Raw genomic sequence first — 14,206 nt, 5'->3', positions numbered from 1 at the left:
TCATGATGAACAATACTTCTTATGCATGGAAACAACAGCTACTGACAGCGCTTGATGAACAGCAAGTCAGTAGTGCTGTCAATGATAATGATGCCGATTGGGAATATATTGACAGTGAAATGATAAAGTTCGGCTCACTCAGTCATGGTCAATTAGATATTAAAGAGATCCAGCGTCGCTGTTTACACCTATTTGAAACGCAGACTAAAGATTTTCGGATCTTAGTCCATTTATTACGTACTTTACAGCATGCTGGAGAGCCAAAAGAATTAGTATTAGCAGCACAGATCCTAACTGATTTTAATCGTCAATATTGGCAAAGTTGCTACCCAACCAATATGAAATTGAAATCACGTTTAGCCAATCAAGTTTTGAAACGTTTTGAAACAGCGAGTGAGAGTTTTTGTCATGCAGCCAACAGTGCGATGCGTGATGATATTCTAGGCTCGTTCGCCTTTCTAGCGCAATTTTGGCATGAACAAAGCCCGGCACTTGCAGAACAAATTGATGATTTAAGCAGAGATTATAATCGTATTGAAAATAACGATGCGCCGATTATTGTTGCTTCACCTGCCGAGAAAGAAGAAAAAGTACAGACTCCGCCGGTTAGCGAGTCTATAGAAACACCGACAAAAAATAGCTTAACACCAACTATTAACGTTAACCATCAAGATGAAAGACAATGGAAACAAACATTACTTCAAGTAGCTGATGTTATCTGCCAACAAGCCCCTGAAAGTTCAGTAGGATATCGTATACGGCGTTATGCAATTTGGCACGCTATTACGGTCTTACCTCAAGCTAATGCTCAAGGTAAAACGCCTTTAGCCCCCGTATCAATTGACCGTGTAATGGATTACAAAGCTCAACTGACTCAAGCGTCCATTACGCTATTAAACAATATTGAACAGAGTCTCTCACTCTCTCCTTACTGGTTAGAAGGCCATATGTTAGCTGCACAAGTAGCAGCTAAATTAGGTTATGGGGAAGTAGAAAGTGGCATTATTGAAGAGTTACGTATTTTTTTAGCGCGTCTTCCTGAACTTGTTAACTTGCACTTTTCGGATATGACACCCTTCTTTCCTGAAAGTGTACAACAGTGGTTAGAGCAATATAACCAAACTGAAAACGGTCAATTGCCACCATCGAATACAAATACTGCGATCCTAGAGCAAGAAGTCTTGCAATGTTATGAACAACAAGGTCTTGAAGCAGCCCTGAAGCTTATTGAATTAAACCTTGCTAGCAGATCAGAGCCTAGAGATAGATTTTATGGACAATTATTGTCTGCACAACTATTTGAATTGTCAGGTATGGATTATATGGCTACACAGTTATACCAACAACTTAATACCTCTGCCTCACATTATTCACTTGCAGATTGGGAACCCAACTTAATACGACAACTCATGCAAAAAATAGACAAAAAGACAGAAATAACAATGACTATGGATAGGGATCAATAATAATGAAATTACCGGTTTTCTCCATTTCAAACATTACGAGTTCGGTAAAAAAACTCTTTTTTGCTGATAAATCTAAAATTGCCTCCTTTTTGCTATTTTTATTGGCATTACTTCCCGCTTTGCTCATTATTTGGATCTGGTGGTGGGGGCCAACATTTCGTTATCAAGATTCCATACCGTTTAGCGAGGTCACCACACGTTGGTTAGCAACCGTCGTTATTGTATTGCTTGTTGTGAGTTGGATTGGTCTAGCAACATGGCGTCGAGTTAAAAAATTGGAAGCATTAAAACTTGATGTCGAATTGGCTGTAGTTGATCCGGTAAGACAAGATCTTGATTTTCAAAAACGTTATTTAAACTATTGGAAATCACAATTTATTCGTCACTTAAATGGTCATACTAAAGCGGTTTATTTACGCCCTTGGTATTTTGTTTTAGGAGCTAACCAAAGTGGAAAGCATAGCTTATTAAAAAATACGGTAAACCCATTAGATATTGCGCCTAGCGACAATATTGTTAACGAACAAAATATTGCATTAAATATTCAATGTCTATTAACCGACAATGCTGTACTTTTTGTCCCTAATGGTGATCTATTAACCCAACCGGCAAATCAGGCTGATAAACCTCAACTTTATCACCGTTTGTGGGGCGATTTACTCAATTGGATCAAAACTAATCGCCCAAGACAACCAATGAATGGCATCGTCTTAACTGTCGATACCCTATCGTTATTAACCAATAGTAAGGAGCAAAATAGTCAGCTACTTGCTGATTTACAAATGCGTATTGAAGAAATACGCATGACATTTAATAGTCGCTTGCCTTTATATATCGTCTTAACCAAGCTAGATCTATTACGTGGTTTTGACTCAATGTATCAATCATTAGATGTTCAACAACGTAATGAAGTATTAGGTGTTTCTTTCAACCAAAAAGCAAAAAGTAATTGGAAAAAGGAATTAAATCATTTTTGGTCACAATGGGTAGGCCAAATGAACAGCGCATTACCAGAAATGATGCTACAAAGAGCAGAAGGTAACCAGCGTAGTGATCTATTTAGTTTCGTGCGCCAAATTGAAGGGTTACAACATTCTGTATGCACATTAATTGATGCATTGCTCATCAATAATGAGCAACATAATATCTGTTTAAGAGGGGTTTATTTAACTTCTGCATTGCAAATCGGTCAAATCGATGATGTGTTTAGCCAAACAGCGTCCGAACAATATCATTTACCGACAGCACCTCTTACTACATGGCCAATTAATGATAGCCACCCTTATTTTACTACCCAATTATTTAGTCAAGTGCTATTTAGTGAGCCTAATATTGCAGCAGAAAACCATTATTGGGTTAAAAAACATCGGACTCGCCTATTAGTCACCACTGCTGTTAGCTTTGTCGGCTTAATCGCAATTTGGAATGGTTGGAGCCACTATTACGACAAAAACTATCGTGCTGGAGAAAACGTTCTTAATGAGGTAAAAGCATTCCGTGCTATTGAGAACAATGCTCAAAAAGATACTGATGGTAGCCTACAATTACCGGTGCTCAATCCATTACGTGAAGCAACCTTAGCTTATGGTAATCATCGTGATAAAAATGTGCTCTTTTCTGATATGGGTCTTTACCAAGGTCAAAAAGTTGGCCCACAAGTTGAACAAGTCTATTTACAACTACTCACCGATCGCTTTTTACCTGCGGTTATGTCTGGGTTGTTAAATGAACTTAACAGTGCCGATAAAGGAAGTGAAGATAAGTTAGAGATATTGCGTATTATGCGCATGTTAGAAGATAAAAGTGGCCGTAATAATGGCATGGTAGAAGATTTTATGGCTGATTATTGGAGCCAACTGTTCACTGGTCAACGTGAAAAACAACTGCAACTAAAAGCCCATTTGCGCTATGCCCTTGAGCACACAGATTGGAAACAAGAGCGTGAAAAAGGATTTGTTTCAGCCACTAAAGCCTTTATGCCTTTTGCTGGACCTATAAAAAATGCACAAGCAGAGTTAAGTGTATTGTCACTTTATCAGCGTGTATATCAAGCCTTACGCTTAAAGGCTAATCAAGAGCTTTCAGCGCCTTTAAATTTACAACATCAAATTGGCCCAAGTTTTAATACGGTCTTTACGGCTATTGATGATGATAAATTAGAAATTCCACAATTCTTAACGCGCTCAGGGTTATTAAACTATTTTATCCGCCAAAATGATAAATTGGTCGAGCTAACATTACTTGATGCTTGGGTTCTTAATCTAACCACCAACACACAATATAGTGAAAGTGATCGTAAAGAAATTCAGCGTCAAATCAGTGAACAATATCTTAGTGACTATACGGCTCAATGGCGTAATGCCATGAGCAATTTAGAAATTCGTCAATTTGATTCAATACAAGATGAAATTACCGCTCTTGAGCAAATTATTAGTGGTGAACAACCATTACGCCGAGCGTTACAAGTTCTACGTGATAACACGGTTATTCCAACTATTGATGAAAATTTACCACTTGATGAACAAAAAACACTGATGGCTGAGCCATCTTACCGTTTATTAACCCGCTTAGATCGCGAATTTACTCCTCAAACTGAGATATTAGTCAGTAACCAAGGGGAAAATTTACAGAATCTGAATCAAAAACTAAATGACTTACATCGTTACCTATTGGGGATCCAAAACTCTCCAGTGCCGGGGAAAGCGGCGCTTAAAGCAGTTTCGATGCGCTTAAACGATAATAATCGCGATGCTATTTTTGAGCTATCACAAATGGCGAAAACATTACCAGAGCCGCTTAACCGCTGGGTCGATGAGTTATCCGTACAAGCATGGAATGTGGTCCAAAAAGAAGCTATTCGTTATATGGAAGTTGAATGGAATGAAAATGTTGTCAAACAATACAATACTTATATTGCCGGTCGCTATCCATTTAACCCAGCAGCTAAACAAGATGTTCCTTTAAGTGAATTTGAACGTTTCTTCAAACCAAATGGAACATTAGATAGCTTCTATCAACAAAATCTGCGTTTATTCGTTGAGAATAACTTAGTCAACGATAGTGATAGCCAATCATTGATCCGCGCTGATGTATTAGCACAAATTGAAATAGCCAATCGTATTAGAGAAACCTTCTTTAATGCCCAAGGTAATTTAGAAGCACAATATGCTATTGAGCCACTGTCATTAAGTGGTAATAAGCGTCGTAGCATCTTAAATCTTGATGGACAATTGATTGATTACGCTCATAGTCGCAGCCATGTGACACACTTGGTATGGCCAAACTCAATGCGTTCCAATATTGAAAGTAAACTGACTTTAGTGCCTCTTTCCGGTGATAAATCGCCACGTTCAATCAGTTTCTCTGGGCCATGGGCACAAATGCGATTAGTTGATAATGCAAAACTCATCAATATCAAATCTAACTCATTCGATATTCGCTTCACAATCGACGGTGGTGATATGACTTATCGAGTTATAGTTGATGAATCTAATAATCCTTTCTTCGGTGGATTATTCACAAAATTCCGTTTACCTGAAACGCTTTATTAATGTGATTTCCCCCACTTTATAGTGGGGGAATAAAAGGATGTTGAGTGCGATGAAATCAGAAAGTTTAGTGATTAAAATTGGGGGATCTCCACTTGATACCCCTGAATTTATTGCCCTGAAAACCGAATTTAATAAATTGAGCCACCCTGCTCGACCAGAAATAAGTTGGACACTTATTGAGTCACTTTGCTTATCCCTATTTAAAAATCATGGTATCGACCTACAAAGCGGTGCTTACTATACCATTGCAAGATTACAACAGCATGGTTTAAGCGGTTTTACTGAAGGATGTGAGTTATTAGCAAATGTTATTGTGACTTATTGGGATAGCCTGTGGCCGGAAAAGCCAAATCAACGTACAGAGGTATTAAACTGGTTTAATACCAAAGCCAGCGCTTTATTAAGACAACAATCCTATCAAGCAAAAGATCTACGATTAATCTATCGTTCAGAGCGCGCGTTACAGTTAATAATCGATAAACTGGCTAAAACAACTTGGGAAAAACTGCCTAAAATTGAAAACTTACTGTGGTTTTTCCAAAACTTAGCCAAACAAATTGAAAAGCAAGAAAAACAGACGCAACAAGATAGTGCCGAACCCGTTAGCGTACCGCCATTAGTCTGTATTCAACAACCGTCGAAAACAACGGACAAAGCAGCCCCCACTTTTGTGATTGAAACGCCTCAACCCGCCTCTTCTTTCACTGTAGTAGCAAAAAAAATGAGTGCGACCCGAGGTTTTATATGGGGCTGTGTGCTCAGTTGCATACTGTTTTTAGCCGTTGGATTTGGTGTACATCTCTATTTAAAACAAGAGATGAATGCGATTACTTCAATACCTGAAGGTGCGGCTGCCAAATGGTTGTTTAAACCACAGTTAAATAGCTACGAATATCATTTAGCATTATTAGAAAAACGTTCTCCTCTTTCTAATTTACGGCTAATTGATACGATGCAAGAAAAAGCCAAAAACGCTTGGCCTACAGATGCAGAGCAAATTTATTTTACACGTAATTGGCAAAATCTTTATCAAACGCGCTTAGAGAATATGCCAATTAATGATAGCTGGTCTGAAACCGCGACATTATTACAACAACTTTCTAATAAAATAGTTCAGCAAGAACGAAATAGAGGCAGTTTTACACTCTCTTATCTAAAAACGGCAATTTATGATATTCAAAAACAGCACAATAAAGTTGAGCCAATCGAAGAAAAACTGCGACAACTCGCTGTACAAATTGAAACAGGGCAACCTATTTCTCCTGCAACTCTCAATAATATTGATAATAAAATTAATGGGTTATTAGCTCGTTATTATGATTTACAAAAACAAGCTGAACAACAAGGTTTAAAACCCGGCTCATATTCATCTTTTGGATTAGATCATGAGTGAAATTAAATATATTAAAGAAAAGCAGTACTTACAAAAACTGTTCAGTGAGTATGCAGATAAAGCGCCACATTTAGCGAGCGTACTTGATCCTCAAGATCCACAAACAAGTTATCTCTTAGAAGGCTTTGCTTTTTTATCTGCTCGTTTACAAGATAAAATTGATGATGCTTTTCCTGAGATCACATTACCCCTACTGCAACGACTAAATTCCCAAGCCATTAAAGGCCTACCATCAACAACAATTATCCAAATTGACCAAAGTGAAATTCTCCCCTATCCCATGGAGATTAATGAAAAACATTTGGTGATTGGCGACAACGGGGCACAATTTAGTTTCTGCCATAATTTCACCATCATGCCTTATAGCATTTTGGATAGAAAAATTACTCAGCATCCAAACCACTCTTGTATCTCTCTTGAAATATTATATCGTGGTGATGTGGAATTAACTCAAACAAATGCACTTAATGTTTTTTTAGGGGAAAATAAAACCACCTCAGACATTTTATTACTCGCATTTAGTCAATATTTTGAAAAAATTGAGGTGGTACATAACGGTGAACGTTATGAAGGCGATCCTCTTAATTATGCTTTTGAACCCAAAATTGGCAATGACTATAAAATCTTCCCACAGAAAAATAACTCATTTTCTGCGCCACAACGTTTATTAGAAGGTCTTTATTTACCCCATGTTCACCATTTTATTGAGTTAGATATACCACAAATAGTGACTCAATTAGATTGGAAACAACAGCAGCGGTTTGTTGTGAATATCTATTTCAGTCAGCAACTTCCTTTAACTCAAGAAGAGTGTAATCAGAGCTTTTTTTTAAACTGTGCTCCAGCGATTGATAGTGAAGCAAAACATACACTTTTAATTGATTTTAAAAAGAATAAATCAAGTTATTTACTCCCTATTCCAACCCATCACTATTTGGCCGATCTTGATAAAATTGAGTTATCACTAGAGCCTCATGAGCTAGCGCGTGGCATATACTGTCATTTTTATCCTACGACAGAATTAACCGCCGCCTCTCGTTTAATGCCCCAATTTCATAAAGCCATTTTCTATTCATTAACAATGGAGAAAAATATTACTGGGCATACACTTTATTATTTGAATTTCTTTGATAATAAAGGTGATCCTATGGTCACACCGCCTAGTTTACATTTTGCATGTGTTTATATTGGCTTTGAACAATATAAAAGAAATGAGTTAGGTCTATTAAATAAACACAGCGAAAAAATGCCTGATGCAGTAAAAACGGGAAATATCACATTATTATCATCTTGTTATCCACCTATTGTAAATAATCACCATTTTTGGAAATTGTTATCTCATTACAGTGCTAATGGTTCAATGTTAATGTCATTAGATACTATTAAACATATGATTTCTGATTATATTCTTTACCGAGATACTGATAGGCAGATCACTCGAAAATGTGAGCGATTATTAAATGGACTCGTTGAACTAAAAACACATTTATATGACTATATTTTAAAAGGTAAACCCTATCGTTGTTTATCTTTATCGCTATTCATTGACGAAACACAATATGAAAATAGAGGTGAAGCTTTTGTCTTTACTACACATCTTTACCATTTTTTCCCGTTCTGTTTATCTGAAAATATGTTATTGGAAATGTCAGTTACACTCAATGATCAGAAAAACACCACTTGGTATTTATCTCCCTCACCACTAAGGGGCTATAAATCAATGATTTAATAATTAGCAGTATTAACTATGGCACATAATAAAAGTGTTTATAAAGTTGATAATATCATATGAAAAAATATCAAAAAGGAGTTATAAATAATGGCTAATTCAATATATTTAAAGATAATAGGGAAATCTCAAGGTGATATATCTAAAGGGTGCTCTACTTTAGGATCTATAGGCAATAAATATCAGCACGGACATGAAGATCAGATATTTGTGTATTCATTTGATTATGATTTAACTCGAGCACAAAATTTAAATCATTCCCCTGTGGTAATTTCAAAACCTATAGATAAATCTTCACCCTTACTTGGGGTTGCAATAACAAATAATGAATTATTAGAGTGCGAGCTAGAATTCTATAGAACAAGTTCAAACGGCAATCAAGAAAAGTTTTATACCATTAAGCTAACAAAAGCCAGCATTACCAATATATCAGCACATTACCCTAATTCACTGACGCATGCAGATGCCCAGCCTTATGAAGATATTACTATTCGATATGAAAGTATCTCTTGGAACCATATTTGTGCAGGAACATCAGGTTATAGTATCAGCAAAAATATTTAATTTTACCGACGATGAGCGATATCATTTTTAATTTTTTATCTATAAAAAAGCCCTTTAATATAAAGGGCTTAAAGAGTTTGCTTTATTTTAAATTACCAAATGGGCATTTCATCTTGTAAGAAAGGATTATATTGACGCTCATGACCTAAATTAGACATAGGGCCATGACCGGGGATAAATAGATAATCATCACCTAGTGGTAATACTTTATTTTTGATAGAAGCAATCAGATCGGCATGATTACCACGAGGGAAATCAGTACGACCAATACTTTCACGAAATAATACATCTCCCATCGAGATAAGTTTATTTTGGTGATTAACAAAAATAATATGGCCAGGTGTATGGCCCGGACAATGTAAAACCGACAAATTAATGGTTTTACCAATAGTGACAGTATCCCCTTCATTTAACCATTGATCAGGCGTAAAAGATTTTCCACTGGGGAAGTTAAACATACGACACTGTTGTTCTAAATCTTCAATAAGGAAGTTATCATCTTTATGTGGCCCATAAACAGGCACATGAAAATGCTCAACAATTTGAGCTGTTCCTGCTACGTGATCAAAATGACCATGAGTTAATAGCACTTTAGTCAACTTTAATTGACGTTGTTCAATTTCTGCAATTAATGTTTCGACATCACCACCGGGATCAACAATGGCCGCTTCTTTGCTATCATCACACCAGATAAGGGTGCAATTTTGCATATAATTTGTCACAGGTATAATGTGATACATCATAGCTTACTCCGCGCTTTCTTAATCTATATCTATTTATTTATTACATAGATTACCATGAGCGCACGGGTCCTGTATCGATATGAACAAAATTACTTCGTGGATAATAACCCACTCCTCCCGCTTTCATTCTTAGTGCTACTTGGCGTACTTTAGATAAATCAGTACCTACTAAACGGAAATCCATTGCTTGACCACGGGTATGATAGCTTTTTTTCGCAACACCGCTGGTGTGTTGACGTAGATGGTTATTAGTCGCGAGTGAACGATAACCCGAAATAAGTTCAACGGCTTTATTGTTGTTTAACATCACCTGTAACAGATAGATTTGATCAAATAAGGCTGGATCGATAGTTTTAACTTTATTTTGACGGTGATCTCTAAAAAGATGATTTAGTCTAGCAAGCTCTTGTTTATTATAACGTTTACCATCAAAAAACTCGGCTTTAATAGTTTCACCTGTATTTAAATTATTAAAGCGAAGAATTTTCGGTCGGGGAGTTGCTAATGATGCAAATGCATGTGAGGGAAGTAAACCTAAACCAACAGCAGCCATACCAAGGCCTAACCACTTACGACGATGTGAATCAACAATATCCATGATAGCTACACTCAAAATAATGATAGAAGGAAGAACAGACCTTTATTATGACAATATTTTTCTTGAATTGTTGCTTATTGTTTGTATAGATTTGTAAACATATCATTGATATTATTTTATAAAAGTTTATGTTTTATTATTAATAATAGCCGTGTTAGCAATTAACATTTTATTAATATTAATGTTATTTCTAAAAATAGATTAAAAATAATAGCTATTTTTTAAAATTTATTAATAAAACTGAATGAAATTATTTTATCTCACTGATTTTTATAAAAAATAAAGAGCAAGCATAATGCTTACTCTTTATTGTTGTTAGCCATCTATTCTATTACAAATATTTCTTAATATTCTCTAAAAAAGAGGTTGCATTATTAATGCTTTGGTCATAATTATAAATATCTGCTCGATATTGAGGGGCATTTTCTTCTGCTACCCAAGCTGTTTGATAATATAAATAGACAGGGATACGTTCAGGAATTGGTGCATATTGTGTTGAACCTCGTTTTAAGGCTGCATCAATTCTATCTTGTTTCCATCCTGCATCACCTAATAATATCGTCGCTAATTGCGCCGCTTTATTCACACGAATACAACCTGAACTAATTGCTCGCATATTTTTAGTAAATAAATTGTGGTTTGGTGTGTCATGCAGATAAATCGCTTCAGAGTTTGGCATATTAAATTTATATCGGCCTAGGGAGTTAGTTGGCCCAGGGGCTTGCCAAATGCGATATGGAAAATTAGCCGCAGAGATGTTTTCCCAATCTATATCGTAAGGATTGATTGGATAAGCGTCATTCCCCCACCCTGAATAAATCGTATAACCTTTACGGCTAAAATAACTAGGATCAGCCTTTCCTTTTGGAACAATATCTTTACGCGTCATACTCGTAGGTACATTCCAAGGCGGATTAACCACAACATTATTAAGCGCACTACTCATAATGGGGGTTTTTCTATCTGGTCGACCAACAATCACTTTTGAATCTAAAATCAGTTGATTATTAGCATAAAAATAGAGGGAGTAATCAGGAATATTGACCCAAATTCCAGTGTCACCAATAGGTGGGGTTAAACGTAACCGCTGTATATTTAATGCCATAATTCCAGCACGCTGTATTGGTGTCATATTTAACCAATTACGCGTCTGTCTACCAATAATACCGTCAGTTTCTAATCCATGGGCCGCTTGAAACGATTTTACAGCAGCAATTAAAGGCTCATCATAAATCGTTGTTGCTACTTCTTGCTCATTTTCAGCCAATTGAGGCAGTAAATTTAAGTTACGCAATATTTGTCTTAATGCAATAACTTCTTCTGCCGATTGGTTTGGCTTTAATGAATTTTTCCCTTCCATGACGGGCCAAATAACCTCTTGATGAAGCTGTTTGCGCACTTCCTCTTTCATTAATGGATAGTAAGGGTGTGAGGGTGCAAAGGAGACGACAAAGCGCCCTAAGGTATTTTGTTGTAGATTGAGTTGGAAATGCTCGACAGCTTGCACAGTTGGTGCCGGTAATGCTTGTATCGCAGCGCGATATAACAGTGTTGTTCCTGATTGATTAATCTGTTCAACAAAGCTGATATAACCTAAAAAAGCGTCAGATAAAATAATATCTCGTGCTTCTGGCGTTAATTGTGCTGTTTCTAATAGCGTTAACCAACGTCCAAATTGTGGTTGAATTCCAGTTAAGGCAACCTCTGCCAGTTGCTGCTCTAGTTGTTTTGTAATTTGTTCATCTTGCCAAATCAGTGCTAAATCATTGCTTTGATAAACATCCACGAGTTGCTTAAAGTAAAGTGGTTTATATTCGCTTGGTAACCAAGATTGTAGTTTAGTGCTAACTTCCTGCTTACTCACTGATGGTGAATTTAATGTATCTTGTGTTGCCACATCTTCTGTGAATGCGGGTACTAATGCAGGTGTTTCTGATGTGAATAGCGGTGGTGTTTCACTTTCTGAGGCAATAACATTATGCCCTGAGAGAAGTGTACCTATTACGACCGAATACGTTATTGCTCTTTTAATTGCTTGTTGCGCCATAGTCCTCAGTGCCTCATCCCTTGTTATTATTTTGCTATCGTAAAATATTAGATGAGTTAGACAAAGAGTTTTATAGGAATAAACTAATATTTGTAAAGTTTTATAAAATCTTTTCAACAATAGGCACTTAAATCATCATAAAAAGATGTTTAATACACTTTTTATATTAAATAAGAGTATAAATACTAAATACTCACAATGCCGTGCACAATAAATATTCAAATAGAAAGTATATAGATTTAATCTATCATATGGTTCTATTTTGTTTTATAAAGAAACCCAAAATAAAAAAGGCGTAGTTTCCTACGCCTAACAAATAAAGGTCAACAGCACAGAGACAGATTAGTACTCTGAATTGATAACCACTTCTTCACCAAATTGTCCCGCTTTAGGTAACGGCTGGTAAGAAGAGTTAGCAGCACGTAAGATACGGATCCCACGGATATTTAGCTCATCAGCTGCTGCGATATCAGCATCTGCATCACCGTAGTAAATTTTCAGTTTGTGATCGCGCATCCAGCTTACTTTGTTATTTGCGCCAGGTTGGTCACCGGCAAAAATAACAGGTTGCATTTTGTCTGCAGGAATATTTAAACCTTCTTGAACATATTTAGTCACAGTCTCTGTTTTAGTCTGTGTACGACCGGTAATGAAATAAACAGTATCACCGCGTTTTAAGTGCATCTGAACAAGATCGATACCGACTTGTTTAGGCATACTGAATTTATCCCATTCGTTGTTCATTTTTTCCCAGAATTCTGGGTTTTTCAGATAACTGAAATCGTTTGGAGAATATTCCAGTTTACCACGATAAAAGCCTGGGCTTGAGAACAGAACGGTGTCATCAATATCAAAACCTACCGCCATTGGTGCTTGGCCTTCTAAGCTTTTTTCAATTTCTGCAACAGAAACCCATTTAATTGGTTGCTGATGTGCAAGTTCAGTAACAGTAACCCCTGGGCTAACAACTTCTGGCATATGAACTTTTGCCATTGCTGCGCCATTTAAACTTAACGCCAACGCAATTGCACTAAGAGTAAGTGTGACTTTACGCATTCTCTTTCCTTTAATTTTTATATTAATCACAGAAGGTGATAATAATAAACATCATAATTACATTTAAATGAGATATAGCGCACGTTATTTTATTTAGGCTGGTACTCTTTTGTTAGTTTACTTTCATTTTTTGATCTATCTAACACTTTGAAAAAAGAAAGCACTATCTACGAAAGCAGATAGCGCCGTTATTATCTAAGTCGTTCCCAAATGAACACATCAATGACTCTGTTATTTTTGAAACATTTTTTGGTAAAAAATAAACATTTTAAAATTAGCCAAGAAAAACCTATTACCTATCATAGGTTATGGGTTTATCTACAGATAGAGGTTCGAAATTGTTTTAATAATTTATAAGTAATATACAATTAATTTAAATTTGGATTAGAAAATAGGAAAGCTAATATGGACACAAAGCGCGTGGGATATACTGTTGTTGATCTATCCCAATGGGGACGAAAAGAACACTTTGAAGCATTTCAGTCTTTTGCTCAATGCACCTTTAGCCAGACCGTTCAACTGGATATTACTTCATTATTAAAAACCGTAAAGCAAAATGGGTACAAATTCTATCCGACATTTATATACATCATTAGCCTATTGGTAAATAAACATGCAGAATTCCGCATGGCAATGAAAGACGGGGAATTGGTGATATGGGATAGTGTTAACCCTGGGTACACTATCTTTCATGAACAGACCGAAACATTTTCATCTTTATGGAGTTACTACCACAAAGATATCAATCATTTTTTGAAAACTTATTCAGAAGATATAGCACAATACGGTGACGATCTAGCCTATTTTCCAAAAGAATTTATCGAAAATATGTTTTTTGTGTCAGCAAATCCTTGGGTAAGTTTCACCAGTTTTAACTTGAATGTGGCGAATATAAACAATTTCTTTGCCCCTGTATTTACAATAGGTAAATATTATACGCAAGGAGATAAAGTTCTGATGCCACTAGCAATTCAAGTGCATCATGCCGTATGTGATGGCTTCCATGTAGGCAGATTACTCAATGAAATACAGCAATACTGCGATGAGGGATGTAAATAA

The 14,206-nt window shown here is 36.2% G+C and carries 10 protein-coding genes; 6 read left to right on the top strand and 4 right to left on the bottom strand.

Annotated features, from left to right (window positions below; genetic code table 11):
• Positions 1–2: 2 nt before the first annotated feature.
• From tssA to HMPREF0693_RS07525, 5 genes are all read left to right on the top strand, one after another.
• Positions 3–1,466: a type VI secretion system protein TssA gene (gene tssA, locus HMPREF0693_RS07545; protein WP_004244611.1), complete on the top strand. Its 1,464-nt coding sequence runs from the start codon at positions 3–5 to the stop codon at positions 1,464–1,466.
• 2 nt (positions 1,467–1,468) lie between these two features.
• A complete protein-coding gene (gene tssM / locus HMPREF0693_RS07540; RefSeq protein ID WP_004244610.1) occupies positions 1,469–5,017 on the top strand; it encodes a type VI secretion system membrane subunit TssM in 3,549 nt (1,182 codons plus the stop codon).
• A 49-nt stretch (positions 5,018–5,066) separates the two neighbouring features.
• Positions 5,067–6,410, top strand: coding sequence for a VasL domain-containing protein (locus tag HMPREF0693_RS07535; protein ID WP_223307218.1), 1,344 nt, complete (start codon positions 5,067–5,069; stop codon positions 6,408–6,410).
• Positions 6,403–8,139, top strand: a complete 1,737-nt coding sequence (locus HMPREF0693_RS07530) for a type VI secretion system baseplate subunit TssF (protein ID WP_004244608.1) — start codon at positions 6,403–6,405, stop codon at positions 8,137–8,139. Before HMPREF0693_RS07535 ends, HMPREF0693_RS07530 begins: the two co-directional genes overlap by 8 nt.
• 90 nt (positions 8,140–8,229) lie before the next feature.
• Entirely contained in the window at positions 8,230–8,703 is a 474-nt protein-coding gene (locus HMPREF0693_RS07525) for an Hcp family type VI secretion system effector (protein ID WP_004244607.1), read from the top strand.
• A 92-nt stretch (positions 8,704–8,795) separates the two neighbouring features.
• Here HMPREF0693_RS07525 and HMPREF0693_RS07520 read toward each other — a convergent pair whose 3' ends face one another.
• The 4 genes from HMPREF0693_RS07520 to aphA all read right to left on the bottom strand — a co-directional run bounded on the left by HMPREF0693_RS07520 (position 8,796) and on the right by aphA (position 13,147).
• A complete protein-coding gene (locus HMPREF0693_RS07520; protein WP_036932274.1) occupies positions 8,796–9,446 on the bottom strand; it encodes an MBL fold metallo-hydrolase in 651 nt (216 codons plus the stop codon).
• A gap of 49 nt (positions 9,447–9,495) precedes the next feature.
• Positions 9,496–10,044, bottom strand: coding sequence for a peptidoglycan L,D-endopeptidase MepK (gene mepK, locus HMPREF0693_RS07515; RefSeq protein ID WP_004244605.1), 549 nt, complete (start codon positions 10,042–10,044; stop codon positions 9,496–9,498).
• A 331-nt stretch (positions 10,045–10,375) separates the two neighbouring features.
• Positions 10,376–12,091 (bottom strand): L,D-transpeptidase, encoded by a 1,716-nt coding sequence (gene ldtD / locus HMPREF0693_RS07510; protein ID WP_004244603.1) that lies wholly within the window; start codon positions 12,089–12,091, stop codon positions 10,376–10,378.
• A 342-nt stretch (positions 12,092–12,433) separates the two neighbouring features.
• Positions 12,434–13,147, bottom strand: coding sequence for an acid phosphatase AphA (gene aphA / locus HMPREF0693_RS07505; RefSeq protein ID WP_004247637.1), 714 nt, complete (start codon positions 13,145–13,147; stop codon positions 12,434–12,436).
• Between the two features lie 405 nt (positions 13,148–13,552).
• Between aphA and catA4 the strand changes: the two genes are divergently transcribed.
• Positions 13,553–14,206, top strand: a complete 654-nt coding sequence (catA4, locus tag HMPREF0693_RS07500; protein WP_004244601.1) for a type A-4 chloramphenicol O-acetyltransferase — start codon at positions 13,553–13,555, stop codon at positions 14,204–14,206.

Source organism: Proteus mirabilis ATCC 29906, from assembly GCF_000160755.1.
GTDB classification, from domain to species: Bacteria; Pseudomonadota; Gammaproteobacteria; order Enterobacterales; family Enterobacteriaceae; genus Proteus; species Proteus mirabilis.
The sequence above is the reverse complement of the archived record's forward strand: the minus strand, read 5'-3'. Positions and strand labels throughout refer to the sequence as shown.